This is a genomic window from Candidatus Bathyarchaeota archaeon (assembly GCA_026014735.1).
Classification (GTDB): Archaea; Thermoproteota; Bathyarchaeia; order Bathyarchaeales; family Bathycorpusculaceae; genus Bathycorpusculum.
The window spans coordinates 160809-187000 of record JAOZHT010000003.1 but is presented as its reverse complement, the minus strand read 5'-3'; the positions used below and the strand labels follow the sequence as shown (position 1 = coordinate 187000).

33 protein-coding genes and 1 tRNA gene are annotated in these 26192 nt (G+C 52.2%); 13 read left to right on the top strand and 21 right to left on the bottom strand.

From position 1 onward, the window contains the following. Nucleotide 1: 1 nt before the first annotated feature. Complete coding sequence (locus NWE93_11275) at nucleotides 2–541, top strand: DUF4184 family protein (GenBank protein ID MCW4000810.1); 540 nt, start codon at nucleotides 2–4, stop codon at nucleotides 539–541. A 53-nt stretch (nucleotides 542–594) separates the two neighbouring features. Further along, a complete protein-coding gene (locus NWE93_11270; protein MCW4000809.1) occupies nucleotides 595–810 on the top strand; it encodes a hypothetical protein in 216 nt (71 codons plus the stop codon). Nucleotides 811–815: 5 nt separating this feature from the next. Here NWE93_11270 and NWE93_11265 read toward each other — a convergent pair whose 3' ends face one another. Then, nucleotides 816–974, bottom strand: a complete 159-nt coding sequence (locus tag NWE93_11265; protein MCW4000808.1) for a hypothetical protein — start codon at nucleotides 972–974, stop codon at nucleotides 816–818. Between the two features lie 197 nt (nucleotides 975–1171). Here NWE93_11265 and lsrF point away from each other — a divergent pair, with 197 nt between their 5' ends. Genes lsrF through NWE93_11250 form a run of 3 tightly spaced genes read left to right on the top strand, consistent with a single transcriptional unit; the run spans nucleotide 1172 to nucleotide 3668 of the window. After that, nucleotides 1172–1969 (top strand): 3-hydroxy-5-phosphonooxypentane-2,4-dione thiolase, encoded by a 798-nt coding sequence (gene lsrF / locus NWE93_11260; GenBank protein MCW4000807.1) that lies wholly within the window; start codon nucleotides 1172–1174, stop codon nucleotides 1967–1969. Between the two features lie 20 nt (nucleotides 1970–1989). Beyond that, nucleotides 1990–3018 carry a zinc-dependent dehydrogenase gene (locus tag NWE93_11255; protein MCW4000806.1) on the top strand — a complete coding sequence of 343 codons (1029 nt, stop codon included), beginning with the start codon at nucleotides 1990–1992 and terminating at the stop codon, nucleotides 3016–3018. A 41-nt stretch (nucleotides 3019–3059) separates the two neighbouring features. Next, the gene (locus tag NWE93_11250; GenBank protein MCW4000805.1) at nucleotides 3060–3668 is read left to right on the top strand and encodes a nitroreductase family protein; all 609 of its coding nucleotides are present in this window, start codon (nucleotides 3060–3062) and stop codon (nucleotides 3666–3668) included. A 14-nt stretch (nucleotides 3669–3682) separates the two neighbouring features. Here the strand turns inward: NWE93_11250 and NWE93_11245 are convergent, their stop codons facing one another. The 4 genes from NWE93_11245 to NWE93_11230 all read right to left on the bottom strand — a co-directional run bounded on the left by NWE93_11245 (nucleotide 3683) and on the right by NWE93_11230 (nucleotide 5166). Beyond that, complete coding sequence (locus NWE93_11245; GenBank protein ID MCW4000804.1) at nucleotides 3683–4069, bottom strand: PIN domain-containing protein; 387 nt, start codon at nucleotides 4067–4069, stop codon at nucleotides 3683–3685. Continuing rightward, nucleotides 4062–4307, bottom strand: coding sequence for an AbrB/MazE/SpoVT family DNA-binding domain-containing protein (locus NWE93_11240; protein MCW4000803.1), 246 nt, complete (start codon nucleotides 4305–4307; stop codon nucleotides 4062–4064). The genes NWE93_11245 and NWE93_11240 overlap by 8 nt, the downstream gene beginning before the upstream one ends. 100 nt (nucleotides 4308–4407) lie before the next feature. Further along, nucleotides 4408–4740, bottom strand: coding sequence for a cupin domain-containing protein (locus tag NWE93_11235; protein ID MCW4000802.1), 333 nt, complete (start codon nucleotides 4738–4740; stop codon nucleotides 4408–4410). Nucleotides 4741–4782: 42 nt separating this feature from the next. After that, entirely contained in the window at nucleotides 4783–5166 is a 384-nt protein-coding gene (locus tag NWE93_11230) for a methionine-R-sulfoxide reductase (protein MCW4000801.1), read from the bottom strand. Between the two features lie 95 nt (nucleotides 5167–5261). On the opposite strand from NWE93_11230, the gene NWE93_11225 reads away from it, so the two are divergent. Then, the gene (locus NWE93_11225; protein ID MCW4000800.1) at nucleotides 5262–5543 is read left to right on the top strand and encodes a hypothetical protein; all 282 of its coding nucleotides are present in this window, start codon (nucleotides 5262–5264) and stop codon (nucleotides 5541–5543) included. 17 nt (nucleotides 5544–5560) lie between these two features. On the opposite strand, the gene NWE93_11220 is transcribed toward NWE93_11225, so the two are convergent. Beyond that, complete coding sequence (locus NWE93_11220) at nucleotides 5561–5812, bottom strand: hypothetical protein (protein MCW4000799.1); 252 nt, start codon at nucleotides 5810–5812, stop codon at nucleotides 5561–5563. A gap of 209 nt (nucleotides 5813–6021) precedes the next feature. After that, complete coding sequence (locus tag NWE93_11215; GenBank protein ID MCW4000798.1) at nucleotides 6022–6303, bottom strand: hypothetical protein; 282 nt, start codon at nucleotides 6301–6303, stop codon at nucleotides 6022–6024. A 490-nt stretch (nucleotides 6304–6793) separates the two neighbouring features. Here NWE93_11215 and NWE93_11210 point away from each other — a divergent pair, with 490 nt between their 5' ends. Both NWE93_11210 and NWE93_11205 read left to right on the top strand, forming a co-directional pair. Next, nucleotides 6794–7102, top strand: a complete 309-nt coding sequence (locus NWE93_11210; GenBank protein ID MCW4000797.1) for a translation initiation factor — start codon at nucleotides 6794–6796, stop codon at nucleotides 7100–7102. A 34-nt stretch (nucleotides 7103–7136) separates the two neighbouring features. Then, nucleotides 7137–7424: a hypothetical protein gene (locus tag NWE93_11205; GenBank protein MCW4000796.1), complete on the top strand. Its 288-nt coding sequence runs from the start codon at nucleotides 7137–7139 to the stop codon at nucleotides 7422–7424. On the opposite strand, the gene NWE93_11200 is transcribed toward NWE93_11205, so the two are convergent. Next, nucleotides 7421–8365 (bottom strand): transcription initiation factor IIB, encoded by a 945-nt coding sequence (locus NWE93_11200; protein MCW4000795.1) that lies wholly within the window; start codon nucleotides 8363–8365, stop codon nucleotides 7421–7423. The two genes, NWE93_11205 and NWE93_11200, sit on opposite strands and share 4 nt — an antisense overlap. Before the next feature lie 284 nt (nucleotides 8366–8649). Between NWE93_11200 and NWE93_11195 the strand changes: the two genes are divergently transcribed. From NWE93_11195 to NWE93_11185, 3 genes are all read left to right on the top strand, one after another. Next, nucleotides 8650–9729 (top strand): acyltransferase family protein, encoded by a 1080-nt coding sequence (locus NWE93_11195; protein MCW4000794.1) that lies wholly within the window; start codon nucleotides 8650–8652, stop codon nucleotides 9727–9729. Nucleotides 9730–9831: 102 nt separating this feature from the next. Beyond that, a tRNA-Gln gene (locus tag NWE93_11190) sits at nucleotides 9832–9904 on the top strand. Nucleotides 9905–10156: 252 nt separating this feature from the next. Then, complete coding sequence (locus NWE93_11185; GenBank protein MCW4000793.1) at nucleotides 10157–10294, top strand: hypothetical protein; 138 nt, start codon at nucleotides 10157–10159, stop codon at nucleotides 10292–10294. A 17-nt stretch (nucleotides 10295–10311) separates the two neighbouring features. Here the strand turns inward: NWE93_11185 and NWE93_11180 are convergent, their stop codons facing one another. From NWE93_11180 to NWE93_11120, 13 genes are all read right to left on the bottom strand, one after another. Then, nucleotides 10312–10623 (bottom strand): hypothetical protein, encoded by a 312-nt coding sequence (locus tag NWE93_11180; GenBank protein ID MCW4000792.1) that lies wholly within the window; start codon nucleotides 10621–10623, stop codon nucleotides 10312–10314. Nucleotides 10624–10635: 12 nt separating this feature from the next. Next, complete coding sequence (locus tag NWE93_11175) at nucleotides 10636–11367, bottom strand: hypothetical protein (GenBank protein MCW4000791.1); 732 nt, start codon at nucleotides 11365–11367, stop codon at nucleotides 10636–10638. A 12-nt stretch (nucleotides 11368–11379) separates the two neighbouring features. Beyond that, on the bottom strand, nucleotides 11380–11757 hold the full coding sequence (locus tag NWE93_11170; protein ID MCW4000790.1) for a hypothetical protein: 378 nt from the start codon (nucleotides 11755–11757) through the stop codon (nucleotides 11380–11382). A 182-nt stretch (nucleotides 11758–11939) separates the two neighbouring features. Further along, nucleotides 11940–13253: a right-handed parallel beta-helix repeat-containing protein gene (locus tag NWE93_11165; protein ID MCW4000789.1), complete on the bottom strand. Its 1314-nt coding sequence runs from the start codon at nucleotides 13251–13253 to the stop codon at nucleotides 11940–11942. A gap of 162 nt (nucleotides 13254–13415) precedes the next feature. After that, nucleotides 13416–14684, bottom strand: coding sequence for a right-handed parallel beta-helix repeat-containing protein (locus NWE93_11160; protein ID MCW4000788.1), 1269 nt, complete (start codon nucleotides 14682–14684; stop codon nucleotides 13416–13418). 64 nt (nucleotides 14685–14748) lie between these two features. After that, nucleotides 14749–16074, bottom strand: coding sequence for a hypothetical protein (locus tag NWE93_11155; GenBank protein MCW4000787.1), 1326 nt, complete (start codon nucleotides 16072–16074; stop codon nucleotides 14749–14751). Nucleotides 16075–16173: 99 nt separating this feature from the next. Next, complete coding sequence (locus NWE93_11150) at nucleotides 16174–17604, bottom strand: Ni/Fe hydrogenase subunit alpha (protein ID MCW4000786.1); 1431 nt, start codon at nucleotides 17602–17604, stop codon at nucleotides 16174–16176. Beyond that, nucleotides 17597–18139, bottom strand: coding sequence for an oxidoreductase (locus NWE93_11145; protein MCW4000785.1), 543 nt, complete (start codon nucleotides 18137–18139; stop codon nucleotides 17597–17599). Before NWE93_11145 ends, NWE93_11150 begins: the two co-directional genes overlap by 8 nt. Continuing rightward, on the bottom strand, nucleotides 18136–18846 hold the full coding sequence (locus NWE93_11140) for a 2Fe-2S iron-sulfur cluster-binding protein (GenBank protein MCW4000784.1): 711 nt from the start codon (nucleotides 18844–18846) through the stop codon (nucleotides 18136–18138). Before NWE93_11140 ends, NWE93_11145 begins: the two co-directional genes overlap by 4 nt. Next, complete coding sequence (locus NWE93_11135) at nucleotides 18843–20456, bottom strand: NAD(P)H-dependent oxidoreductase subunit E (GenBank protein ID MCW4000783.1); 1614 nt, start codon at nucleotides 20454–20456, stop codon at nucleotides 18843–18845. Before NWE93_11135 ends, NWE93_11140 begins: the two co-directional genes overlap by 4 nt. A gap of 25 nt (nucleotides 20457–20481) precedes the next feature. Continuing rightward, complete coding sequence (locus NWE93_11130) at nucleotides 20482–20973, bottom strand: NAD(P)H-dependent oxidoreductase subunit E (GenBank protein MCW4000782.1); 492 nt, start codon at nucleotides 20971–20973, stop codon at nucleotides 20482–20484. Nucleotides 20974–21177: 204 nt separating this feature from the next. Beyond that, a complete protein-coding gene (locus tag NWE93_11125) occupies nucleotides 21178–24003 on the bottom strand; it encodes a GNAT family N-acetyltransferase (protein MCW4000781.1) in 2826 nt (941 codons plus the stop codon). A 153-nt stretch (nucleotides 24004–24156) separates the two neighbouring features. Continuing rightward, complete coding sequence (locus tag NWE93_11120; protein ID MCW4000780.1) at nucleotides 24157–24603, bottom strand: acetolactate synthase; 447 nt, start codon at nucleotides 24601–24603, stop codon at nucleotides 24157–24159. A 132-nt stretch (nucleotides 24604–24735) separates the two neighbouring features. Between NWE93_11120 and NWE93_11115 the strand changes: the two genes are divergently transcribed. After that, nucleotides 24736–25485 (top strand): ABC transporter ATP-binding protein, encoded by a 750-nt coding sequence (locus tag NWE93_11115; protein MCW4000779.1) that lies wholly within the window; start codon nucleotides 24736–24738, stop codon nucleotides 25483–25485. Next, nucleotides 25478–26182, top strand: coding sequence for an ABC transporter ATP-binding protein (locus NWE93_11110; GenBank protein ID MCW4000778.1), 705 nt, complete (start codon nucleotides 25478–25480; stop codon nucleotides 26180–26182). The genes NWE93_11115 and NWE93_11110 overlap by 8 nt, the downstream gene beginning before the upstream one ends. Nucleotides 26183–26192: the final 10 nt, after the last annotated feature.

The window sequence follows — 26192 nt, the reverse complement described above, 5'->3', positions numbered from 1 at the left end:
CTTGCCAGTTACGCCCCTGCATTACCCCATAGCTAAACTCCTCCACATGCTGGGAGGCAAAGCCCGCCTAAGCCTGCCCGGCTTAATCGTGGGCGCGATGGTGCCGGACCTTGAAGTGCTCTTCATCTGGCTGCTCACCGGAAAAGAAGACAGAATGGTGCTCCACAGCCTAATCGGCGGCTTAACCCTGGGCACTCTTCTAGCAGTCGCCATAACGGTGCTGCTTTATCGGCCCCTGGTAGGCGCTATTTTTCCGGTTAATAAGGATAAATTAAAGCAGAACTGCACTTTGTCGACGACGCTGGCTGTCAGCTGCCTTATCGGCGTGCTCTCCCATGTGCTCTTTGACGTAGCTAACCACACGTTTAACCCCCTCTTCTGGCCTTTCTTAAGCATGTACCAGACCCCCAGCCCCATCACGCCGCTATTCGGGGGGGCACCGACGGCGTCTCTTATTGTGGAAGTGGTGACGGTTGCGCTCATCGGAACCTTATGCCTGGTTAACCGCAGACACCTCTGGAATGAGCTGCTGGTTGGCTAAACACGCAATCTGAAGGCTTATATGGTTTAGTCGTGGATTATCGGCTGATAAATATGATCCCGCAAGGCTACGTGGAGTATAAACGCAGAGAATTCTGCAAAGACATCCAATGCCCCGTGCAGCTAAAACTCAACAGCCAAACCGAAGGCTCAGCCGAATACGAAGCCACCCGCAAACAATGCGGCAGCAACTGCCTCTACACCACCTGGCAGTTCCATCATTGGCTCATCGAGAAGGGCTACTTGATTGTGAAGCCTGCCTCAAAGTAGGGTGTTTAGGGGTAGGTTAGCCTGAGGCCGCCACCGTGGCTGTACTGTTTGGTGTGGAGTTCGATGTTTTTGCATTTGGGGCACTGGTAGAAGAGGCTGGTGCCGTCCTCGGTGGCTTCTCCTCGGGTTTCAAGAATTATGTCGCATTCTTTGCATTTGTACATTTTTCCACTTATCCTTAGATTTATTCTTTTTAATTGACCATTTTTATTTAAGGGTGGTTGTGAATTGTTCATAAAAATTCTTAACCACTGCACATCCGCTATGGGCTTGAGACGAGGTGTTTGGGGGGCAGGGCAAACTCCTTAAAGGATAAAGTTAATTATCCCAGCAGCCAAAGCTTCCAGTCGGAGAAATAATTATGGAATGGGGAATGAAAAACCGCCTAAGTAAACTAATCCAGAGGGACGGCAAAGCCCTCTTCTTACCCATAGACCACGGCTACTTCCAAGGCCCAACCCACTGCCTCGAGAAGCCCGCCAAAACAATCCAAACCATCCACCAGTACGCAGACGCCCTGATGCTCACCCGCGGAGTCCTGCGAAGCTGCATTGACCCCGCCATCGAAAGACCCATCATCATGCGGGTCAGCGGCGCCGTGTCAGTAGTCGGCGAAGACCTCGCCAACGAATCCCTCGTCACATCCATCCAGGAGATCCTGCGGCTTAACGCCTCCGCCGTCTCCATGTCCGTGTTTGTCGGCACCAAATACGAAAACAAGAGCTTAACCAACCTCTCTAAACTCGTCGATGAATGCGAAGAGTACGGTGTACCCGTTATGGCTGTGTGCGCGGTGGGCAAGGAACTTGAGAAACGTGAAGCCCGCTACCTTGCGCTGTCTGCCCGCATCGCCGCGGAAATCGGCGCACGCGTAGTCAAAACCTATTACTGCAAGGAAAACTTTGAGAAGGTCGTGGAGGGCTGCCCCGTACCCATCGTCATCGCGGGTGGTCCACGCACCGAGACGCAGCGGGAGGTCTTTGACTTCGTCTACGACGGCATCCAGAAAGGCGCAGTCGGCGTGAATTTAGGCAGAAACATCTGGCAAACCCAGCATCCAGTCGCCTCGATCCGAGCCATCCGCGCCGTCATCCATGAAGGCTACAGCGCCGCGGAAGCCGACGACCTCTACCAGCAAATCATCGCGGGCAAAGCCTAACCCGCATCCCGGTGATTTTGATGCTTGCGGCTTTCTACTACAACAACCACGACGTAAGAGTACAGGAGATCCCCCAGCCCCACGCTGGCGAGGAGGAAGTTGTGCTTAAGGTGATGGCGAGCGGCATCTGCGGCAGCGACGTCATCGAATGGTACCGTGTGCCTAAGGCGCCGCGGGTACTGGGGCATGAAGCCACAGGCATCCTAACGGAGGTCGGCAGCAAAGTGCAGGGCTACAGGGAGGGCGACCGCGTCTTTGTCAGCCACCACGTGCCCTGCTTTAGCTGCCGCCACTGCAAACGCGGCAACCACACCGCCTGCCATACCCTGCACACCACCAACTATTACCCCGGGGGCTTCAGCCAGTACGTTTTGGTGCCTAAAATCAACGTGCAATACGGCATCTACAAGCTCCCCGACGCCATGAGCTATGAGGAGGGCACCTTCATCGAGCCCCTTGCCTGCGTTTCGCGGGGACAGCGGCTCTCGGGGCTTAAAGGCGACGACACCGTGCTTATCATCGGCAGCGGCATCTCAGGGATACTGCATGTGCAGCTTGCCAAATTCAGGGGAGTCGAACGCATCATCGTAGCCGACATCAACCCCTACCGATTGGAGCTGGCCAAAAAATTCGGGGCCCACCACGCACTTGACGCGCGAGATAACCTTGCTGAGAAACTCAAAGAAGTCAACGACGGCCATCTAGCTGATCAAGTTATCGTCTGCACAGGCGCCACCTCCGCGGCGACGGCTTCGATGGACTGCGTGGAGAACGGCGGAACCATCCTCTTCTTCGCGGTGCCTGACCCCACGGTGAAGCTGCCGGTGCCCATTAACCAGTTCTGGCGCAACGAAATCACCATGCGCACCAGCTACGGCGCCGCCCCCAACGACATCGAAGATTCCCTGCGGGTGCTGGCAACCGGCGAACTCGACGTGAAGGACATGATTACGCATCGGCTACCCCTCTACGAGGCGCAGGAGGGCTTCCGCTTGATGGCTGAGGCAGGCAACTCGCTGAAAGTGATTTTGGAACCCAACCTCAAATAGGCATAAAAACCAACCCACCCATACTTTCTTCTATGACACACATGCATGATGCCATCGTGGGGCGGCGTAGCATCCGCAGATACCAGCCTAAACCAGTTCCCCTTGAAGCGGTCTTGGGGGTTTTGGAGGCTGCAGGCTGGGCGCCCTCGGCGCATAACAGCCAACCCTGGCGCTTCATAATTCTGCAGGACCCCAAGGTTAAGCGGGCGTTGGCGGAGGCGCTTGCGGAGGCGTGGGCTGCGGATTTGCTGCGGGACGGCAAAAAGCCAGATGCCGCCATACGCAGGGAACGGGTGGAACGGTTTGCCGAGGCGCCAGCGCTGGTTTTGGCTTGCCTGACTATGGAGGGGCTGCGCAGGTTCCCCGATGCGGAGCGTCAGGGTTTGGAGCATGATTTGGCGGTGGCGAGTTTAGGTGCGGGGTTGCAGAATCTTCTTTTGGCAGCCTACTCCGCGGGGTTGGGCGGCTGCTGGTACTGTGCCCCGGCCTTCTGCAAGGATAAAGTGCGGGAAATCCTCCAAATCCCCCAATCTGTTGAGCCGCAGGCATTCATTACGCTGGGCTACGCCGCTGAGCACCCATCTGCTCCTTCCCGAAAGAAACTGACGGAATACTGCTTTTTGGATGCCTGGGGGAACCCTTTAGCCTAAGTTATTTACGGTTGTTAAATCCAGTCAGTTTTAATTTCTTTAACAGCCTTAAAGTGAGGGTCATCAGAAAGACAAGTCGCTTTTAATGAGAGCGCTGTTGCGGCTATTATGCTATCAGCCATCGACAGGTCATATTTTGACCTTAACTCAGCAGACGACTTTGCAATATCAGCAGTAACAGCGATTACTTCAAAGTCCTTTTCAACCAAAGCCGTTCTAAGCTTAGCCGTATCGCTACCATTCTTCCGAAGCGAAATCTGGTAAACCTCATGTAAAACTACCGCAGAGACAAACCTTTCTTTTGTAGACCTAACCTTCTCGCCCAGCTTCTTTGTCTGAACTTCATTTGTCGAATAATAGCCAGCCATAAAAAACCGTGTATCAAAAACAGCCCTATTCATCTTGAGCCCTGAGTTCATCAAGCAGTTTATTTACTTCTTCTACAGTAGCAGTGCCGGCGCCTGAACCAAAGAGGTCGACTGTGGTTAATCTGCGTCTTAATAATATTCCATCGCCTGTGTCGGTAACTTGGAGTTTTGTGCCCTCTTCAATTTTGTATTTTCGTCTGAGCTTAACTGGTATGGTTGTCTGGCCCTTCCTTGTCACCTTTACCTCTGTTTTAGACTCTACTTCCAGCATTACACGTCCCTTCCACTGAAGTACTATTACACAGGTAGTACTTTTAATGTTTTCTGCAATTATACTACATAATGAAAGGTACTGCCTGCTGGAATGCTGCCTAAGACTTTATCATGGTCAGCAGCATCTTAAACCGCGTCTTCGCCGCCAGCGCATGAGGCTTATTGGCAGGCATAATCGTTACTTCACCTGCTCCAAGAAGAACCACTTGACCCGAAATGGTCACTTCAACTGAGCCCTCCAAAACATAGACCAACGCGTCATAGGGTGCGGTGTGCTCGCTTAGGCCTTGCCCCGCGTCGAAGGCAAACAGCGTAACTGTGCCCGCTGCCTTATCGATGAGGGTGCGGCTGACCACTGAACCCGCTTGGTAGGCAATTAAGCCTGAGAGATTGGTGGCTTTTGAAGCTAAATCCTCTTTGCTACTTGACATGGCTTATCACATTGTACTATGATGCAGTCTCATTTCTATGGTTTACTTGTCAGGGATAAAATCCATCGACATCGAATTAACGCAGTGCCGCGTGTCCTTATCCGTCAAATGCTCGCCTGTAAAGACATGCCCAAGGTGGGCGCCGCAGTTAACGCATTGAATCTCGGTTCGCTGCCCGTCGGCGTCGGGGATGCGTTTTACTGCGCCGGGGATTTCGTCGTCAAAGCTTGGCCAGCCGCAGCCGGCTTCAAATTTGCTTTCTGAGCGGTACAGTTTAGCTCCGCAGCGCTTACACACATAGGTGCCCTTGTCCCAGAACTCGTAGTATTTGCCTGTGAAGGGCATCTCGGTGCCTTTATGCACAATAACCTGCTCCTCTTCGGGGGTAAGCTTTCGTAGTTTAGGCTGACTTTGAGAAGTAGACAAAAACATTCACCACCTATAGAGAATACTTTGGCGGGGTAATAAGCCTTCTAAAAACAGATATAAACGGCGCCTGATTTTCTAGAGTAGGGATTTTTATGGTTGAAATTACTAGGCTGTTTTGGAAACGAGTTTTCACCTCCGACGCGATTATGCTGGGGGAACTGGAAAGCGCAGACATAGATATGGAGACATGGCAAGTCAAGAATTTCTTTGTCGCGTTAAGTGATGAAGCCATCAAGGCATTTGGCTTTAAGCACCCTTACCTTGGCAAAGTCACCGTGTGCCTGCCCGTTGAGGAAGTTCGAGCCATCAAAGACACCGCTATCCTAAACAAAACACTCGCGGAGCTAAGCAGCGTAAAACAATGCAAGGAATAGGCGCCGTTTATCTTCAGTCATGGTAACCGCCTAGCTTGAGCTTTCCTATGCCGAGGAATCTGCATTGAGGTTCCTTGGCGACCGCGGTTTTTTGCGCGGTTCTCGATGAAAAGCGAGAAAACCGAGCCGAACAGCGCAACTAGGGCAACGATGGTGGCGGCTATGAGGAAGGGCGAGGAGAGCACGGTGGCTAGCATAGAGATGGCTAGTAACAGGATAGCTGTTGCGATCAGCATGAGGAGCAGCAGGATGGGGATGGTTTTGTTCATTTCAGACGCCAACTCCATTTATGGATGTGCGGTTAAAAGCGTTCTTGTCAAGGTTTCTTGACAAACAAGCCCCTGTTTAGTCAATTTTTCTTGACTAACACATGACAATACTGTTCTGGTTCAGAAACACAGTGTTCTTTTAAGAAACAGCCCCAGCAGCCAAAAAACACAGAGTAGAACGCCTACACCGCAGCGGTCCATGACGGCGATTATCCGAATTGCTCTAGTACCTGCCGCCCAAAATCAGTGATCTCCACCGCATAGAACTCGTAGGGAGGAGAATTTTTGAGGGCGTCGGGTAAGTTTACCAGTAGGGAGGTTGCGAGGCTTCTGACGGCTTGGTTTATCTCGTCGGGGGTTAAGCCGGTTTTCTTGTGGAGAAGTTCGCCTTTGGCTAAAAGCCCCTTCTCAAGCGCAGAGAGGGCGACGAGGACCGTCTTTGCGGTCAAGTCAACCATGTTATAATCTTCAACGTCAAAATTTTTGGCCACTAAAAACACCTGCTTAAACTAGAGACAAACATGGACTTAAAAACTAATTGGAAACCACCGCTGCCACATGCAGTCAGGCACTCAACATGTAGCAGACCCAAAAAGCAGCCGTTCCTAAAGCCAGTCTTAACTGCCGCAGAAACCGCCATACCCAACATAAAGAGAAAACGGTTTTGCCTTCAAATAAGGGGAGGGAGCCTCTGTGTGAGCAGCAGAGATGCCGCCGCCTACGGAAGCTTCGCCCAACCAAAGAAAACCTGCAGAAGACCAAAACAGACGCATAGGCAATAAACAAATATCCGCACAAGCGCTCAGCAGCTCCCGCATATATTCAGCAGGTGCCTAGCTTGCAAGCGTAAAACCCAACAGGTGCTGAGCCTATAAATAGAGGGGGGGTAGATGTGGCAGAGCAACAGTACCTGCTTAGAATTCAGTTCTTGATTTTTGAAACTCTTATATACGGCTGTTGCTAATTTCTCTGTTGAGTGTCATGGCTGAAGTTTGTTCAACATGCGGATTACCAAAGGACCTATGCGTTTGTGGAGAAATAGAGAAAGAGCAACAGCGGATTCGCATACGCCTTGAAACCCGGAAATTCGGCAAAGCAACCACCATTATCGACGGCATGGACGACAAAAACCAGAACCTTCAAAGCGTCGCCCAGAAACTAAAAACCTACTGTGCCTGCGGAGGAACACACAAAAACGGGCAAATCATGCTTCAGGGCGATCACCGCGACCGCGTCAAGGAATATCTCATAAAAATCGGGTATCCACAAGAAAACATCGAACTCCAATAACCGCAAACAAGCAAGCAAGGTGTACTTTACCAGAATGAAAAAAATAGGAGGCTTACGTGATGTGCTTAAACATTCAAAACGTAGGCGTCCCACCCAGATTTTTTGCCCCAGATGCGCCAGCCCAAAAATCGAATTATCAAAAACCGTCGGCAGCCTAGAAATTTGGTTAACGCCCAAAGAGTACTACTGCCCCCAATGCGGCTACCATGGCATCCTGGTTATGGAGCTGGAGCCAACCGAAGAAGAAAACCAGGCAACGCAAATAGAGTTAACAGAACAAAACGAAGCGGAATCTAAAGAAGAAAAAGAGAAAAAGCCCTAATCGGGCAATTCTAAGTTAAGCTGCTTTTTAAGGGTCTTGTAGCGGTTTCGCACTGTGACTTCGGTGACGCCTGCTGCTTCCGCGATGTCTTTCTGAGTCTTTTTCTCGTTGTTCTGCAGACATGCAATGTAGAGGGCAGCAGCCGCTAAGCCCATGGGGTCTTTGCCAGCCGCAGCACGTTTGCGTCTTGCCTCACGCAGGATGTTGATGGCTGCACCCTGGGTTTTGCCGGATATGCCGGTTTTCTCAGCGATCTTGGACACATACGTCAGGGGATCAGCGATGGGCATGTGCACTTCGAGTTCACGCAGCAGCAGCCTGTAGCATCGGGCAACATCTTTCTTGTCCACTAAGCTGGCTTCAGCGATCTCACGCAGCGTTCGGGGAGTTCCGCTTCCACGGCAAGCCGCATAAAGCGCCGCAGCCGCAATAGCCGCGATGGAGCGTCCACGCACCAAACCCTTATCGAGGGCTTTACGGTACACGACAGCGGCTTTCTCCTTGATTGGCGGCGGAATGTAAACTTTATCGCTTAAGCGGTCAAGCTCCGCCATAGCCTGAGCCAAGTTACGGTCAATGGAACTGTGCACGCGACTCCGAATCTGCCATTTCCTCAAACGCCACATCTGCAGACGAGTCGAAAGCGGAAGTTTCCTGCCGAAAGCATCCCGATCAACCTGGCTAATAGCAGTCGATAAACCCTTATCATGAACCGAATAGGAAGTGGGAACACCCACACGGCTCCTGGAGGCTTTCTCCTCCTGAGTAAAGGCACGCCACTCAGGCCCTTTATCCATCATCTGCTCATAAAGGACCAAGCCGCAGTCACCACATACGGTTTCGCCTGTGTCATAATCGTGAACTAGGTTTTCGCCGCCGCATTCGGGGCATTTGTCAGCCTGACGTTGGGATGTTCTGGGTGCATCTTTTTTTATGCTCATTTCTCTTACCTCGTTTAATATGCGTAGAACCGTCACCATAGGCCAATCTGGCTAGAAAATAGTACATTCGGCCCGCGCAAACTAAGCAGATGAACGATTTTACTATTTAAGCTTTGTGGTTTATTAAACCTATTGCACACAATGCCTTCTAAAAATCCACCATACCCAAAAAGCCTTCATGGAAAAAATGTAAGAAAATGTAAAACTGCCTAAACCACCCAAAAGCCCAAACCAGAGCAAAAAGCACCAAAGTTAAATTTACCTAAGCCCCATATGACGAAGCAATGCAGCAAACCCAAATCCCCCCTAAACCAGAGCAAGAAGCCATACCGGTAGATCTAATTCGAGTAGTCGCCATAGCCGGAGTGCTGCTTCTACACGCAGCCAACGACTTAACCATCCAGGTTCTCAGCAACCTTGAAATCTGGCGCTGGTGGATCGTGGACATCTACCAGAGCGTGGGACGCATGGGTGTGCCCCTGTTCGTGATGCTTTCCGGCGCCTTGCTGCTTGCACCCTCCAAGCATGACGAGGGATTAGGGGTCTTTTTCCGTAAACGTTTCGTGCGGATTGGGCTGCCGTTTCTTTTCTGGGGACTGGCGTATTTCCTCTGGGACATATACGTGGAGCAGCAGCAGGCAACCCAGAGTTTTCTGGTGCAGGGCGTGTTAACGGGACCCTATTTCCAGTTCTGGTACCTCTACATGCTCATGGGACTCTACTTGCTTACTCCGCTGCTTCGCCTGATGGTTGCACGCATGACCGATAGCCTCTTCAAGTACCTCATGGTAATCTGGTTCATCGGCTCCGCTTTGGTTCCCCTAATTGGGCTGCTAAGCAACTACCAATTCAACAGCAACCTCTTCGCAGTTCCCGGCTACGTGGGCTACTTTGTGCTGGGCGCCTATCTGGTTAATGTGCGGGTGCAACGCCGATACCTGGTTGCGTTGTTAGCTTTAGGCATAGCCTCCACTGCAGTTCTCACTTTCCAGATGGCACGCACAGTCGGCGGCGGACAAACATTCTTCTTCCAAGAGTACCTCAGCCCCACCATGATTCTCTCATCCATCGCGTTCTTCCTGCTACTCAACACAGTCAAGGGGCCAACTGTAGCTGTTTCGGGGGCTCCATCCTGGCGGTATCGGTTGCTGGCGTTGATCAGCGCTAACACCTTGGCGATTTATCTATTCCACATGATGATTATGGAGACGTTTTGGAAGGGCTACTTGGGCTTAACGTTTAACGGGAACACTTTGAATTCGATCGTGGGTGTTCCGTTGATGGCGGCGATTTCTCTTCTGATTTGCCTTGGGGTGATTGTGCCCCTCAAGAAGGTGCCGTTTGTATGCAAACTCATCGGTTAACTGTTGCTGTAAACCCGTGTGGTGATGCAAGAACGCTTATTAGGCTAAATGCTGCCCTTTAACCTCTAACCATAAATAACGCCGTGACAAAGAAACGTTTGCAGCCCGTTGGTGTAGTGGTCAAGCATATCGGGCTTTGGACCCGACGACGCCAGTTCGAATCTGGCACGGGCTACTATCAACTCTAACTGATTTTTGGAGGAATAATCGTTAAATCACCCTGGGAGCTAAGAACGCCTAGAGCTAAGTGGCAACTAGAGACCCGAAAGCATTTTTTATCCTGAATAAATCCTCAAGTTTTCTATATAATTTTCTCAGAAGACAGGAATTGTTTGTACTGGCGACGTTATATAACCAGTCGACTTACCCTTATTTGATGTTCAAGAGTATAAGGGCTACCTATAAAATGCGGCTGTCAGCGCTGGTTTTGTACTCTATACTCTTAACGATCATGGTGGTTTTCACGTTTAATCCTACATTTAACCAGCTGTGGCTCGAAGTCGTCACGGGCGCTTTGTTGCTCCTCTACCCCATAGTAATGTTAATCTCAAAAAAACTCCGCTGAACAAGCGCAAAACACATTTAGGCTTTAATTACCTTGCCCAGTGAATCCAGCCACAACCCCAAGTTGTCCCTGACTTCGACCGAGAGAATTTTATGCTCTTTATCAACCACCATCTCCACAACATCCTCCAATATCAACATCGGCAAAGGACCCTTATCGACTTCTCCATCCAGCGTTTGGCGGTCAGTTTGGACAACCTTGACGCGGTCAGCCTTAAGGAAAGTGTAGCTGTTCAGCCAAAAACCATCCGAGGCCACTTGCATGCTGCTCCAGCCCAGGGTTTCTTTGAGCAGCTGCTGAGTTTTGGCTTTCTCTAGTTCTTTTATCAACCAATCACAGGCTCAAGATGCCGCTGATGGCTTATTTGAGTTTCTAATATCCCTGCGATGTTGCCTTCGAGTTCTAATCAGAACCGCAGCAGCGAGGGTTACTGCTAAAACCACGCCTGTAAACAAGAGCACGTAATGCTCGAGCAGAAACCCCACGTTGCCCACTGAGCCGCCGAAGTCAAAATGCGCGATGGTAATGTTGCCGACTGGGGCCGACACTAAAATGGAGTCGTCGGACAGCAGTCGCCAGCCCTGTCCCTCAGCCAAAAACACGTCGTCCTCGACGATGATGCTCCATTGGCTGCTGTCAGTGGGTTCGGTGAGGTTTAAACCGAGATTAACAGTTTGGGTGCCCTCTCCCGTTGCTGTGTAGCTTAAAACGGTGACGGCTGAGGAATAGTTGAAAGCTTGGAATGCAAGGATGGTGACGTTGGAGTTTTCTGCGCTGAATTTGAGGGTTTTTGTGGTGTTGAGGGTGTCTAATCCCAGAAATGCCGCGTTAGGCGTGTTTAGTTTAAGGTCATTAAATGTCCAGGTGCCATTCTGCAGGTTCGCTGAAGCGTAGGTGCCGTTGAAGGCAAAGCGGATTGTGCTGTTCTGGCTGGGGGCTGAAAACTGGTCGGTGCTGGAAAACGCGGTTACGGCTTGGGCTTGGCTTGGCGGATAGCTGCTGTAGATCAGCGTAACTGCTAAACATAGCAGGACCAGTAGGGTACAGGCGCTTTTGGAGTTATTGTTTTTCATCTGGCAACGCAGCTACTTTTTCTCTCGGTCAAGACCCTTAACGATAGTCACCAAAATAACAATTGCCCAAACTACCCCAAGAACCACAAGAACCATGGTTGCCAAGCTAAAAATGTCAAACTGAGACAAGGCTTCCTCCAGCGAACTGCCGCCGACGGAAAGCGGAGAGCCAGGGTCAATTACCGGTGTAGGAGTCGGCGTGGGGTCGGGTGTAGCGGTTGGCGCTTCTGTGGCGTTGTCAAGATCAGGTGGCGCTTGAGTAGGCACAGTTCCATCAGTGAAGGTTTCGCCGTCGTATTGTGCAGCCACAAACGGGGCTAGGGCGGTAACATAGAGAACTGTACTAGCTAACAAAGCGAGAATCAGGATTGCACTGACCAAATTTTTCATGGCGCCACCGCCATACGTTTAGCTGCATGTAAATTTAAAACTATCCATAAATAGACATGCTAGGCAACTGCTGTTGCTCTGCCACGCCTAGCCCCCCTCTATTTATAGGGTCATTGCATAGGGGTCTGCTGCTCCACCAGCCTCTACCCCCCTCTATATAAAGACGGATTTCTAAGGAGGCTCTAATGTTTTTGCCGCACAAACACCACAACGGCAACGATGGAGAACACGAGAACCGCCACAACCAGTACAAAAACTAAATTCCCCCGGGAGGTTTCGGTGTTGCCTGATGATTGGTCACCGACCGATGGAGGAGTGCTGTCTGGAGGCTGGGTGTTTTGGGTATCGGCTGTCGGCGTTGGCAGGGGGGCATCCGTCGGCTGGGGCGCGATGGTTGGAGTTGATTGGTCAATGGGACTCGAGGGTGCTGTAGAGCTTGGCGAGTTCAACATTGGCAGGTAGGTGACGATGCCTGCGTTGTAGTCGTTTTTGTTATCATGTATTGACGCGGCTACGGCTGCTTGGTCGGTTGTGCCCCACCAGTTGTTTGTGGCGTCGATGTTGTCGGCGGTGTCAAGGTAAATGCTGCTTTGGCTGTTGTTTACGATGTTGTTGTTTTTGATGGTTGAGGCAGCTGTGGGGTTTTTGATACCGACTCCGTTGCTGGCTATCGTGTTGTCCCGGATTTTTCCGCCGCCTACTACGCCGTTTTTAGGGTTGCCCGAAATATAGTTACCCTCTACTGCAACAGAACTGCCGCTGAGTGTTAAGCCCGTATCGTAGCAGCCCAAAATTACGTTGTCTTTTATACTGCATGTGCCAGAGGCGGTTACGCCGACCCAGCAGCGCACTACACGATTATTTGTGAGCGCCACGTTTCCTTCGGCTTTAATGCCGTAAATGTAGCCTGAGGAGTTCACAAAGTTGTTTGTCACCTTCGCGGAGCCCGACGCGGTTATTCCTCCGCATAATTGGCAGTTGATAGTGTTATCTGAGATTATGGGAGCGCCGCCTTGTGCCTCAACGGATACCGCTGCGGCATTATCGAAGGTGTTGCCACTTATTTTTGGAGAACAATCCCTTATTCTGACAGTGGTTATATTGAAGCGGGCGTTTTCTACAATGCAGCCTAACCCCGTTTGCTCGCTGTATGCGGTGCTCGTAGGCATAAATTCGATGTAGCTGACTTGGCTCCACCATTTGCCGTTGCATGTAAAAGTGATTATGTCGCTGCCGCTGCCCCTCGCATTCAGGGTGCCGTTAACTTGGATATAGTAGGAAGCGAAATCCACGGTGACGCCTGCTTCGATGGTTAAGCTGGCGCCTGCGGTGACTCCGACGGGTCCAGTTAGGATGTAGGGGCTGCCGGTTCGGCTCCAAGTTACGTTGGAGGAAATTAAGCCTCCCACTGGTGTTGCGCATTGGGCGGGGGCTAAGCAGCATAAGCTGCTGGCAACAAGGATGAAGAGAAACATGAGAGGACAGAGCCGTCGCATATGTGTCACCATTTAGGAGTTGGGTATTTGGCAACATTTAAGATTATTTGTCAACAAACCTTGACTAAACAGCGGCGGAGTAGTCAATAAACCTATACAGGCCAGCCATCCCCCGTACTGTTCTGCAATGAACCATTAATAGGCGGCAAATAGGCGGGAGAGCTACTTTTTGCGTACCAGAAAAACAACCGCAACAATAGACAATGCCAAAACCGCCAAAACCACGGCTACCGCAAGCACAGTTTCATTTAAGCTGAAAGGTTGTGATTCCTGGTGACCAGACGATTGGGAGGAATCCTGCTGCTGCGGAGGCAACGCTGAGGGCTGCGCAGTGGGGTTGGTTGGGGTTTGGGTGGGCGGCGGCGTGGGAACATTAGCTATGTCTACGTCGGCTGATGTGGGGGCGTTAGGGTTAACGGCGGATAGGAAAGGCACAAAGTTTACTTTACCCAAGTTGAAGTCAACTTTGAAGTCCCGGATGGTCTGGTTTATGGCGTAGGCATCCGAGGTGCCCCACCAGTTATTGGGCAAATCCACGTTCTGATTGGCCTCCAAAGAAACGCTGTACTGGGAACTACCCACTATGTTGTTGTTCTGAACGGTTCCACTTTCTCCAGAAGAGACTCTTACAATTTGGAGTCCAATGTCATTGTCGACGACGGCGTTGTTTTGGATGTTGCAACGCCCGTAGGCGACGGAGATGCCGATGTGGTTTTGGGCAAGATAGTTTCTGGTAAAATCACCGGTGGTGCCGGTTACTGCGCCGGCGTTGCTGCAGCCGACAATGACGTTGCCCGTGACGGTTACGGATGCTTCAACGTTTACGCCGTTGTAGTATCCTACGATTTTGTTGTTTGTAAGGCAGGCGTGGTCATGGGCAACGATGGCGGTGGCAAACCCCGTTGTTAAGTTAAAGAAGTTGTTGGTGACAATGGTGGATTGGTCAACGGAGAGGCCTTGGTAGCTAATCTGCTGGAAGGTGTTGTCGCTGATTGTCGGTGAGCCGCCTCTTGAGAGAATCGCCACCCAATACGAATCAATGAAGGCGCATTTTGTGATTTTGGGGGACGAACCCTTGATGTCGAGGGAGACATGGTTTAACATGACGTTCTGTAGAATGCAGCCAGAGTTTACCTGCTCGCTGTAGCTGATGGCGGATGCGGTAAACTGGATCTGCTGGATGGGGTTTTGCTGTTCTTTCTCGGTGGTGAAGGTTATGGGCTGGCTGGCGGTTCCGACTGCGCGGAGGGTGCCGTTGACTCGCAGGTAATAATCATCGAAGTCCACGTTGACGCCGGGTTCTATGGTTAGGGTGGCTCCTTCCAGTATGCAGGCTGGACCTGTGAGGTGGTAGGGGCTGGCGGCGGCGGTCCATGTGGTGTCTTGCGCGATTAAGCCGCTGACGGATTCTGATGCAGAAGCGTTGCCCATTAGGGATGCCGCGCTGAGTATAAGCAATCCAATAAGGAGGAGTGAAGCGTGGGTTTTCATTTTTCTAAATCGCCTTCTTGGTTTTTCTGTTAGTGTACAATACGAGCACAACAACCCACGCTACAGTCAAGGCAACCACACCAATCACCACTAGCCCCATCGAGTCAAGGGTTATCGTGGCGTCGTTGGATGAGCCCTCGATGGGTGAGGGAACCTGTGTGGGTTGAATGGGTTGACCGTCCAGAGGGGGAATGGTTGATGTGGGAGATTGCGTAGGCAGGGGCGTTGCCGGGATGGATATGTCTGCGGATTGAGGCGCCGCCGCGTCGGGTCCACTTAGGCAGGGCAGATACGTGACGGTGCCGAGGTTGAAGTCGTTTTTGTAGTCACGGATGGATTGGCCGATGGCGGCTTGGTCGGTTGTGCCCCACCAGTTCTGGGACGCATCCAAGTTGCCGCTGCCCAACAGGACAATGCTGTTTTGGGTGCTGCCCAAGATGTTATTGTTACTTATGGCGGAGACGCCGTTTGCTTGGATGCCGACGGTGTTATCGGTTACGGTGTTATGGCGGACTAGGCTGGAGCCCTGAGCTTCTATGCCGATGCCGCAGCCTTTGATGTAGTTGCCCTCAGCAGAGGCCCCGGAGACACGTAACCCCAACTCGCTGCAGCCGACCACAACGTTGTTTTTGACGGTTATGTCACCGCTTGCCAGGATGCCACTGTAGCCATTGATGATTTTGTTGTTTAAAACCTGGCCTTTCCCGGTTAATTCGATGCCGCTGAGCACGCCGTTGCCGTTGATGACGTTGTCGGTGATTATGGCGTTATCGCCGTATATGGCGGGAACCGTAACTGAGCCGCCGTTGAAGGTGTTGCCTTTGATTGTCGGCGAGCCGCCGCTGGTCCAGATGGCATCCCACCAGGGCTGGTTAAACACGCAGTTGCTGATGCGTGGTTGGCAGCCGCCCCGAACAAAAACGCCCAGCCGCTCAAAGACGGCGTGGTCGATTATGCAGCCTGCGCCTGTTTGCTCGTTGTAGGCGGTGCTGGGGTAAGTGAAATCGATTTTTTGCCAGCTTGCCGAGCAGCTTACGCCGTTGGTTGTGAATGTGATGGGGTTGCTGCTGGTGCCCTGCGCTTTTAGGGTGCCGTTAACCTGCAGGTAGTACTCGTTGAGGTCTACGGTGACGCCGGGTTCGATGGTTAATGTGACGCCGCTGGCGACGCCCACATGACCCGTGAACTTGACTGGGCTATCAGAGAGGCGCCAAGTGGTATCCTGAGTTATCAAGCCATTAGCTGATATGGAGGCATACGCGTTACCGGTCATAAGCATCGATGCGGAAAGCAACCCCAAAAAAAGCAGTGCGGCAACTATTCTCTTCATACGTTCACCAGTCAAGAAGGCAGCGGCATGATCATTTAAGAGTTTTTGTCAACAAACCTTGACAAGCCCCAGTCCAGAAACATGAACAAACGGCTGCGGTTACCTGACTATCTGATCTACCACGCGTCCTCTGCAGTCAAGCAGCACAACCTCCAGCGGCATCGAGCCCACGGCATGTGTTGCGCAGCTTAGGCAGGGGTCAAAGGCGCGGATAACTGCTTCCACCCTGTTAAGCATGCCTTCTTCGAGTTGCGGGGGCTTGACGTATTTTTTGGCGACCTGCGTGACGGCTCGGTTGTAGGCGAGGTTGTTGTGTTCGGTGGCGATAACCATGTTGTTGTAGGTTACCATGCCCTGCTCGTCGACGCGGTAATGATGGATTAGGGTGCCCCGTGGCGCCTCCGCGACGCCGACGCCCTCCGCGTTGTTAACCAGCGCCTTAGAGGCAACATGCTCAGATTGGATGTCGGGGTCAGAGAGCAGCTGCCGCGCGGTTTCGATGCAGAACAGCACCTCAATGAGCCGTGCATAGTGGTAGTGGAAGGTGCTTTCGACGACGCCGTTTCTGCCCAGACGCTTAAACTCCTTAAGCTCCTCATCCGCCAGCGGCGTGCCGCAGTGCGTGGCCACATTGAGGCGCGCGAGGGGTCCGACGCGGTAGCTGCCGTCGGGGTAGCCGAGGGCTTTAAAGTAGGGGAACTTCATGTAGGACCAGGGCTCCACGGCTTCGGCGATGAAGTCACCGTATTTTTTGGGATCCACACATGTAGCGGCTACGGCTCCATCGGGGGCGACTATGCGTAGTGCGCCGTCGTAGTGTTCTAGGCCGCCGTCGGGGGTGACTAAGCCCATGTAGTAGCTGGGAAAGCATCCGAAACTCGCCACTTCCTCCTGCAGGTCCCCCAGCATCTGCTTATACATCGCAAGCGTCTGCTGAGTCGCCTCCAGCGCCCAGGGCAACTCGGACCGCAGAACATCAGCCCGTTGCTGAGTCAGAGGCCACTTTGCGCCTCCCGGCTGAATCCACTCGCTGGAATGAATTTTTTTGCCCGCTACCTGCTCGATGAGGTCCTGCCCGAATTTCCGCAGCTTGATTCCCCGCAGGGCAAGCTCAGGTTTCTGCTCGATTAAACCGAAGATGTTGCGGGCGGCGGGGTCAGAGTCGAAGCCCAAAAGCAGGTCAGGGGAGGACAGATGGAAAAAGTTGAGTGCATGCGACTGGATAATTTGCCCCATATGGATAAGGCGCCGCAGCAGCAGGGCTGGGCGGGGCGGGGTGACGCCGACGATTTGGTCGCAGGCTTTGGCGCTGGCAAGCAGGTGGCTCACGGGGCAGATGCCGCAGGCGCGGCTGGTAATTGAGGGCAACTCATAGAAGGGGCGGCCCTCCGTGAACTTCTCGAATCCGCGGAAATCCACGACTTTGAAGCGGGCTTCCTGCACGGTGTCATCTTGGTTTAGCAGTATCTCAACTTGGGCGTGTCCCTCAATGCGGGTAACCGGGGATATCAAGATTTTTTTCTCAACCATACTTTGAGCGTCCCTCCATGTTGGGTGTTCTGCCCGCTAAAAGCTCAGTGAGCACGTAGTTGATGAGGTCGGCGCTGGGGGGGCAACCGGGGATGTAGTGGTCCACTTTTACGACTTCGTGAAGCGGGCGGGCGTGGACGAGAAGCCTTGGCACCTGCGTGGGTATTTGGGGGTTGTGGTTGGCGGGGTCAAGGTAGGCGCGGGTAAGGATTGCTTGGTCACTGTGCACCCAGCCGTTACGCAGGGCAGTCACGTTGCCTGTGACGGCGCAGTCGCCCAAAGAAACCAAAACCGCCGTGCGCTTCCGGACCCTCTGCAGCATGGCTTTCTGTTCCTCGTTGGCTACGGCGCCTTCGATGAGGGTAACCGCGACGTTTTGGGGGAACTCCTTGATGTCTGCCAGCGGGCTGTAAACAAGAGTTATCTGCTTTGCCAACTCAACAAGTCGCTCGTCCTGATCCAGAAAAGACATGTGGCAGCCTGAGCAGCCGCTAAGCCAAACCGTAGCCACCCGCACCCTGCTATCCACGCTCATTTGAGTCTAGCCCTCCGATCCATGATGAACAGGGCGATGCCTCGGTTTTTGGTATGCTCAATTTGCTCGCCCTCCACGTAGATGGCGCCGACGGGGCAGACCTTAGCGCATTTACGGCATGACGTACAGCTGCAACTGTTGCCCCATTTCTCATCTAAATCCATGATAACCTGGGAGGTTTGCCCGCGGAGTTTCAAGTCCAAGGTGTGAACGCCCTCGATTTCGTTGCAGACACGGATGCATCGGGTGCACAGGATGCAGCGGTTGCGGTCGATAACCAAGAAGTCATGGGTGGAATCGATTTCTTCGCAGCTCCAGTGCCGCTCATAGAGCACATGGTCCACACCCAGCTTGTTTGCCATATCCTGCAGTTCACAGTGCCCATCCGCCACACACACCGAGCAGATATGCGTGCGCTCCGCCAGCAGTGTCTCGATTACCATTTTGCGGTGCTCCTGGAGGCGAGTGGTCTGCGTTCTAACTTCCATGCCGTCGGCTGCGGGGGTGGTGCAGGCTGGGAAAAGCTTAGGGTTGCCGCTGACTTCAACTAGACATAGTCTGCAGCCGCCATAAGGCGTTAAACCCTCCAGGTTGCAGAGCGTGGGAATAATGATGCCGCCTGCGCCCGCCGCGTTAAGAATGGTGGTGCCTTCAGCTACTTCCACTTCGGTGCCATCAATTCTTAATTTAACGGTTTTTCTACTCATTGCACCTCAGCCTCCTCGCGGGTTCTAAAGCATCTGCCCGCCTCGCATTTTTTCTCCTCAATATGGCTGATGTATTCATCTCGGAAGTAACGCAGGGTAGTGATAACGGGGTTAGGCGCGGTTTGCCCCAGACCGCAGAGGCTCGAGTCGCGGATAAACACGCTTGCCTTCTCAAGCGTAGAGATGTCGCCGAGCAAGCCCTGTCCATGCACGATTCGCTCGAAGACCTCAAGCATCCGCGGCAGCCCAGCACGGCACGGCGTACATTTCCCGCAGGACTCATCCACACAGAACTCGGTAAAGTAACGCGCCGTATCCACCATGCAATCGTCTTCGTCAAGCACCACGATTCCGCCGCTGCCCATGATGGCGCCGACCCTAGTGAGCGAGTCGTAATCAATGGGGGTTTCAAGCAGGGTTTCTGGCACGCAGCCCCCGGAGGGTCCGCCGATGAGAACCGCCTTGAATTTTTTGCCGTCAGGCACTCCGCCGCCTATGTCAAAAACGATCTCCCGCAAAGTCATACCCATCGGAACCTCGATTAAGCCGGGGTTGCGGATTTTACCTGTCAGCGAGAAGCATTTAGTGCCCGTGCATTTTGGAGTCCCCGTTTGGGCGAACCATGCACCGCTGTTCTGGATGATAAGCGGTATGTTGGCGAGGGTTTCGACGTTCTGGATGAGGGTAGGTTTCTCCCAGAGGCCAACATTGGCGGGGTATGGCGGCCTTGGACGGGGCATCGCGCGGCATCCCTCCACTGAAGCCAGAATCGCTGTTTCTTCGCCAGCGACAAACGCGCCGGCGCCATAGCGGAGCTCCAAATCAAACTTGAAGGAGGTCTCAAACACGCTCTCGCCTAAAAGCGTTAAAGATTTTGCCTGAGCGATGGCTTTCTGCAGCGTCTGGATTGCAAGTGGATATTCGCTTCGGATGTAGATGTAGCCTTTCTCTGCACCTATGGCGTAGGCAGCGATGAGCATACCCTCGATTATAGCGTGGGGATCAGCCTCCGCCAACGAGCGGTTAGCGTAGACGCCGGGGTCGCCTTCGTCGAGGTTAGCCACGATGTATTTGGGGGTGTTGTGAGAGCGGGAGACAAGCCGCCACTTCTGGCCCGTGGGGAAACCTGCGCCGCCCCTGCCCCGCAAGCCACTGGCGGAAACCTCGTTAATGACGCCCTCCGGCGCCAAGCCGGCTAAGCATTTAGCCAACGCGGAGTATCCGCCCATGGAGATGTAGTCTTGGATGCGGGAGGGATCGATTTTTCCTGCGTTCCGCAGCACAAGGCGATGCTGCTTCTTGAAGAACGAGCCGCTTTCGTAGAGCATCTCCTTAACGGGCAACCCCAAGACAACGTGGTCTCGCACGATTTCCCGGACTTTTTCGGCGGTAACGTTTTGGTAGAGGTAATCGCCTGGCTCAACAAGCACAGAGGGACCCGCAGAGCAAGAGCCAATGCAGCCGGTACGCGCCACCTTACACTCTTTCTCTACATCGAACTCCTTGACAGCTGCCTCGAACGCTTTAAGAACATTAAGTGAACCGAATAAACTGCAGCTGCTTGAGCAGCACACGTTGATGCGGTACTTGTAGGCGCGCTCGAACTCCAGTTCGTGGTCTACGATGTTGTGTAACTCAGACAGCTTCAGTTTTCTGTTCCTCCAGCACCTGTCTTATTTTTGCTATAACCGCCTCTTTGGTGGCTTTGCCGATGACTACGTCGTCAACGACAACGTTGGGCGCCATGGCGCAGGCACCTATGCAGCGGGTCTGAAGCAGCGAGAGCCGCCCATCCGCGGTTGAGCCGCCCCGTTTAAGATGGAACTCTTCTTCGATGGCCCGCATGATTTCGTCTACGCCTTTAACGTAGCAGGCCGTGCCCATGCAGCCCGTGACGATGTGCTCGCCGGGTTTACGGAGTTTAAAGAAGCTGTAGAAGGTGGCGACGCCATAGACGAGGCTAGGCGGCAGATTAAGCGAGCCGGATATGTCCATGAGGAGGTCTTTGTCGAGGTAGCCGTAGATTTCCTGGGCCCGGTGAAGAATCTCAAGCAGAGCGCTCTCTTGGTAATTGTTTTCCCGTAGAACCTTTTCAAGCATGAGGCGTCGCTTGTCGTCTTTAATCAAAAGGCGTGCATCTCCTGCGTATGCCAAATTGGGTTTGGCACAGGATAGGCTAACAGAATTACCCGATATAAAAGGGTAGAGGAAACCAAAAAACGCAAATGTAAAAAGCTAATCGGTTAAAGATAGCGATTGAACAAGCGGATAGCTACTGACCAAACAAAAACAAGGATAAAAGAAAAACAAAGAAAAGGAAGACTAAAGGGGTTAGGCGGAAGCTGTTTCTTTTGCTTCCTGCGCCTTTTTCGGCACAGATTTTTCGTCCACTATGAGGATTTCCGGTGCTTCCTTAGTTTCCTTGGGCGGTTCAGGCAGTTTTCTGGCGCAGCGCATGTCAATGTCTTCGTCTTTGAGGCTGAGGCCGCCTTTAACGGTGCCGTCGCTTAGGTACTCGATGGCAAAGCCCATCTTCTTGGTGAGGCTCAACGCGCGGTAGTTGTCCTGCAGCATGATGGCGTAGACGCTTTCAACGCCCTTCTCCTTGGCTATGTCTAAGGTGTAATCCACTATCTTGGTGCCTAAGCCCAATCCCTGCCAGTAGTCGCTGACAATAAAGGCCATTTCGCCGTGTTTACCATCAGACTCTATGGATAAGCGGCTGACCCCTAGGATTTTGCGTTTGCCATTCTCCACGATTTCTGCCACCACGGCGACTTCACGGTCGTAGTCGATGTTGCAGTATCGTACGCGGACTTCATGCGGGGTGTCTTTGAGCATTTGGAAGAAGCGGTAGCGGATGGATTCCTCAGATAGACTCTGGAACCATTCCAGCCACATGGGTTCATCTTCGGGTTTAACGGGGCGCAGCAGAACTTCCTGTCCATTCTTAAGCAGCCAAAGGGTCTCGTACTTCTTGGGGTAGGGGCTGATGACCATGTGCTCGTGAGGCTCAAACTTTTTGCAGACGTTTTCTTTGTCGATGACTACGCGGGCGTCGAGGATAACGGCTTCTTTATCGTTGATGAGCAGGGGGTTGATGTCGATTTCCTTTATCTGGGGGAAGTCAACCAGGAGCTGGCTGAACATAAGGATGGTTTCATCGAGTTTCTTAAGGTCAACAGGAGTGGAGCCACGGTAGCCTTTGAGGAGACGGTAAACCTTGGTTTCCTCCATCATACGGTGGATAAGGGTGGTGTTTAGCGGAGGAAGCCCGATAGAGTAGTCCTTGAAAAGTTCCACACCGACGCCGCCCATACCGAAGAGTATAACGGGGCCAAAAACCGGGTCCGTTTTGCCTCCGATGATGAGTTCATGACCCTTCTTGCTGACCATAGGCTGCACGGTGACACCGATAATCTGCGCCTTAGGGTTGTAGGCGGTTGCACGCTGAATCAGCAACTCAAAGGCTTCACGGACCTCTTTTGCCGAGTTCACGTTAAGGATAACTCCGCCTGCATCGCTTTTATGGATGATTTGCGGCGAGAGAATCTTGAGCACCACGGGGAAACCCATTTCCTGCGCGTACGCGACAGCTTCGTCAACGTTGTTGGCTACGGCGGTTTTGACCACTGGGAAGTTGTAGTACTTGAGGATTTTCTTGGCTTCGTCTTCGGTGAGGACATCGCGGTCTTCAAAGGCTGCGTTGCGGATGATTGCCAGGATGGGGCGCTTAGGTGGAGCAGCGTCAACGGGGAGTTCCTCGGGGGTCTCATAAAGCAATTCTATGTTGCGCTGGTAATTGTACATGTACATGTAGGTGCGTAGGGCCTGCTCGGGGGTGCTATATGTGGGGATGTTGTTGGCGTTTAAGATGTTGTTGGCTTCCTGCACGGCGCCAAAGCCCATAAACGAGGTCAGGATGGTTTTGTTCTGGTAGGGTTTGTTGCGGACAAGCTCCACGATGGCTTTAGCGATTTCAACAGACTCCGAAACTGCCTGCTGAGTGAAGACAATCAATATACCATCAACGTTGTCATCGTTTAATGCAGCGTCAAGCGCGGCTTTATAGCGATCTGCTTTAGCGTCACCTAACACGTCGATGGGGTTACCGTGGCTCCAGAAAGCAGGCAACACAGCGTTAAGGGAATCGATGGTTTTCTGGCTGATCTTGGCGATTTTGCCGCCCTGAGCAATAAGCGAATCAGTCGCCATCACGCCGGGTCCGCCTGCATTAGTAATTATGGCAAGGTTAGGGCCTTTGGGAAGCGGCTGAGTGCCTAAAACCTCAGCGGAATTGAACAAATCAGCGATTTCGTTAACACGCACTACACCTGCCCGTTTAAAAGCAGCGTCGTAGATGCCGTCTTCGCCTGAAAGCGAGCCCGTGTGGGAAGCAGCGGCTTTTGCGCTTTCACTGAATTTGCCGGATTTAACCACGATGATGGGTTTGGTTCGGGCAAAGTGCCTGGCGGCGCTCATGAATTTGCGTGCTTGAGTGATGCCCTCGACGTACATAAGTATGCTTTTGGTTTTGGGGTCGGCGCCGAAGTAATCGATTAAGTCGCCGAAGTCCACGTCGATCATGGAGCCAACGGAGACAAAGTTGCTAAAGCCGATGTTTTCATGAATTGCCCAGTCCAAAATTGCCGAGCCTAACGCGCCGCTCTGGGACAGAAACGCTACGTTGCCGGGTTTAGGCATTTTGTCCAGAAAAGTTGCGTTAAGGTTAATTCGGGGGCGGATAACACCGATGCAGTTGGGTCCGATGACTCGGATGCCAAATTGTTGGGCGGCTTCAAAAACTTTATCTTCTAAAGCTTTGCCTGCGGGTCCAGTTTCTTTGAAGCCCGCGGACACGATTATTACGCCTTTTACATGTGCTTTACCGCATTCCACCATAACATCAGGAACGGTTTTGGCAGGGGTAGCGACTATCGCTAAATCGACGGGTTCAGGAATCTGATCTACCGTCGGGTAAGTTTTCACGCCTAAAATCTCCGCTTTGCGGACGTTAACGAAGTAAACTTTACCTGTGTAGCCCATCTTGGTGAAATTCTTCACGATGGCATAGCCGACTGAGCCTTCTACGTCACTTGCTCCGATGATGGCGACGTTCTGAGGATTGAAAATCTTATCCAGATTTGTAGTGACCATTCGATGACCTTCTGACTTAGGGTCGTACAACGGCATAAATTAAAGCTTATTGTTCCAGAATCGATATTCTGAAGTTTAAACCCAACTTTAAGAGCGGACCCTGCCGTTTATACTTTACATTCAAAGCGATTGGCGACTTAAACGCCGCGGCGGTTACTTGAAGTTGCGTTTAAGGTCAGCCAGAGAAAGAACTTCAACGCCCTTTGCCTTCAGCAGCTGCTCAGCCTTCTCAGCGTTGCTTGGACGCAGAATCAAAGCCACCTTACCCTCAACATGCACAGCAGAGGAATACGCATACTCTATGTTTATGCCCTCATCCCCCAGGAGCTTTGTGATCTCAGAGAGAGCATGATGCGCTGAACTGAAGATCGCGGTGACCTCCGTGTTCTTTTTGGATTTGGCAAGATTAAAGCCTGCGCTCTCCAGCAGCGACTTCGCTTTAGGGGGGTCCTCAGTTATCATGCGGACGATTCCGAATTCCCCCGCCTCAGCTATGGAGAAAGCATAGATTTTGATACGGTTTTTATCTAGCTGCGACATCGCATCGAAGAGGGAACCTGGATGATTGTCAAGGAAGACACTGACTTGCGTTATAGGCAAACAATACACCCCACACCCCCTCTATAGGCTCAAAGCATATTTAACTTTTAAGCATCGGGCAGGCAGACCCATTTTTTACCAACCTTTATATTTTCAGCATGAATAATTGCTTGCTAATCGGAGATTGCAAACTTGCTAAAATGCATCGGAGTCTCCAAACGCTTCGGGGGACTGCAAGCCCTAAAAAACGTGGACTTCACCATAAACAGCGGCGAGATAGCGGGGCTCGTGGGTCCAAACGGCTCAGGCAAATCCACGCTTCTTAACCTCATCAGCGGCGTCTACAAAACTGACCAGGGACAAATCCTCTTCCAAGACGAGGATATCTCAAAGCTGCCATCCTACAGCATATGCACAAGAGGCATAACCAAAACTGCCCAGACAGTCCAGTCTTTTCCAGAAATGACCGCGGCAGAAAACGTGTTAACCGCCGTGCTGTTTAACAGAAAAAAAACCGATGAAACCGACCCGATGGCAAAGGCACATGAACTCTTGGAGTTTGTGGGGCTTGATAAAGACAAATTCGATGTCGCCGCCAAAAGCCTCAACGTGGTGGAGCTTAGGCGCATCCAGCTGGCAAAGGCGCTTGCCACTAGCCCTAAGCTGCTTTTACTCGACGAGTTGCTTACGGGGTTAACACCTAAAGAATCCGACGAAGCCATCGCGTTAATTAAGCAAATTAACAAGCAGGGCGTCACGGTGCTGATGGTGGAGCATATTATGCGGGTAATTATGGGTCTCTGCGACCGCGTGATTGTTCTTCAGCATGGAGAAAAAATCTGTGAGGGCACCCCCAAACAGGTCTGCAGCGACGAGCATGTGGTGAAGGTTTACTTGGGTAAGCGCTTCGATTTCGGAGAGGAGCAAGAGGATAATGCTTGAAGTCGAAAACGTCTCAGCATCCTACGGGTTGGTCAAGATACTCTACGATGTCAGCTTCAAAATAGAGAAAGGCGAAATAGTAAGCATCATTGGCCCAAACGGCGCAGGCAAAACCACGCTTGTTAAAACCATCATGGGCTTTCTTAAGCCCCAAACCGGCGCCATCAAATTCAAGGGCGAAAACATCAGTAAACTCTCCACCTTCGAGATAGTCAAGAAGGGACTCACAATGATTCCTGAGGGCAGAGAAATTTTTCCCCGCATGACCGTTGAAGAGAACCTGATGTTGGGTGCCTACACTATAAATGACAAAGCAAAAGTCAAAGCAACCAAAGAACGCGTAACAGAGATTTTCCCGGTGCTCAAAAAGAAGGAGAAGGCGCTGGCGCAGACTCTTAGCGGCGGCGAACAGCAGATGCTGGTTATCTGCCGCAGCTTAATGTCTAACCCTGAGTTGCTGATTCTAGATGAGCCCTCGCTGGGTTTAGCTCCCATCATAGTGGAGAAGGTGCTTGATACCGTGCGCACCATAAATGATGAGGGAGTAACGGTGCTTTTGGTGGAGCAGAACATCCATGACAGCCTTAACGTGGCAAACCGCGGCTACGTTCTTGAGCGGGGCAGGGTTGTCTTGGAGGGGAAGAGTAGGGAACTTTTATCTAATAGTCACATAAAAGAAGTGTATCTAGGTCTATAACGAGAGAGGG

Bases quoted from the DNA above. Each gene is read 5' to 3' on its own strand.
- NWE93_11225 (MCW4000800.1), top strand. From the start codon at position 5,262: ATGGTTGAAATTACTAGGCTGTTTTGGAAACGAGTTTTCACCTCCGAC.
- NWE93_11210 (MCW4000797.1), top strand. From the start codon at position 6,794: ATGGCTGAAGTTTGTTCAACATGCGGATTACCAAAGGACCTATGCGTT.
- NWE93_11240 (MCW4000803.1), bottom strand. From the start codon at position 4,307: ATGCTGGAAGTAGAGTCTAAAACAGAGGTAAAGGTGACAAGGAAGGGC.
- NWE93_11250 (MCW4000805.1), top strand. From the start codon at position 3,060: ATGCATGATGCCATCGTGGGGCGGCGTAGCATCCGCAGATACCAGCCT.
- NWE93_11170 (MCW4000790.1), bottom strand. From the start codon at position 11,757: ATGAAAAATTTGGTCAGTGCAATCCTGATTCTCGCTTTGTTAGCTAGT.
- NWE93_11220 (MCW4000799.1), bottom strand. From the start codon at position 5,812: ATGAACAAAACCATCCCCATCCTGCTGCTCCTCATGCTGATCGCAACA.
- NWE93_11205 (MCW4000796.1), top strand. From the start codon at position 7,137: ATGAAAAAAATAGGAGGCTTACGTGATGTGCTTAAACATTCAAAACGT.
- NWE93_11245 (MCW4000804.1), bottom strand. From the start codon at position 4,069: ATGAATAGGGCTGTTTTTGATACACGGTTTTTTATGGCTGGCTATTAT.
- NWE93_11110 (MCW4000778.1), top strand. From the start codon at position 25,478: ATGCTTGAAGTCGAAAACGTCTCAGCATCCTACGGGTTGGTCAAGATA.
- lsrF (MCW4000807.1), top strand. From the start codon at position 1,172: ATGGAATGGGGAATGAAAAACCGCCTAAGTAAACTAATCCAGAGGGAC.
- NWE93_11160 (MCW4000788.1), bottom strand. From the start codon at position 14,684: ATGGGCAACGCTTCTGCATCAGAATCCGTCAGCGGCTTAATCGCGCAA.
- NWE93_11255 (MCW4000806.1), top strand. From the start codon at position 1,990: ATGCTTGCGGCTTTCTACTACAACAACCACGACGTAAGAGTACAGGAG.
- NWE93_11155 (MCW4000787.1), bottom strand. From the start codon at position 16,074: ATGAAGAGAATAGTTGCCGCACTGCTTTTTTTGGGGTTGCTTTCCGCA.
- NWE93_11200 (MCW4000795.1), bottom strand. From the start codon at position 8,365: ATGAGCATAAAAAAAGATGCACCCAGAACATCCCAACGTCAGGCTGAC.
- NWE93_11235 (MCW4000802.1), bottom strand. From the start codon at position 4,740: ATGTCAAGTAGCAAAGAGGATTTAGCTTCAAAAGCCACCAATCTCTCA.
- NWE93_11270 (MCW4000809.1), top strand. From the start codon at position 595: ATGATCCCGCAAGGCTACGTGGAGTATAAACGCAGAGAATTCTGCAAA.
- NWE93_11150 (MCW4000786.1), bottom strand. From the start codon at position 17,604: ATGGTTGAGAAAAAAATCTTGATATCCCCGGTTACCCGCATTGAGGGA.
- NWE93_11140 (MCW4000784.1), bottom strand. From the start codon at position 18,846: ATGAGTAGAAAAACCGTTAAATTAAGAATTGATGGCACCGAAGTGGAA.
- NWE93_11125 (MCW4000781.1), bottom strand. From the start codon at position 24,003: ATGGTCACTACAAATCTGGATAAGATTTTCAATCCTCAGAACGTCGCC.
- NWE93_11195 (MCW4000794.1), top strand. From the start codon at position 8,650: ATGCAGCAAACCCAAATCCCCCCTAAACCAGAGCAAGAAGCCATACCG.
- NWE93_11265 (MCW4000808.1), bottom strand. From the start codon at position 974: ATGTACAAATGCAAAGAATGCGACATAATTCTTGAAACCCGAGGAGAA.
- NWE93_11165 (MCW4000789.1), bottom strand. From the start codon at position 13,253: ATGCGACGGCTCTGTCCTCTCATGTTTCTCTTCATCCTTGTTGCCAGC.
- NWE93_11175 (MCW4000791.1), bottom strand. From the start codon at position 11,367: ATGAAAAACAATAACTCCAAAAGCGCCTGTACCCTACTGGTCCTGCTA.
- NWE93_11145 (MCW4000785.1), bottom strand. From the start codon at position 18,139: ATGAGCGTGGATAGCAGGGTGCGGGTGGCTACGGTTTGGCTTAGCGGC.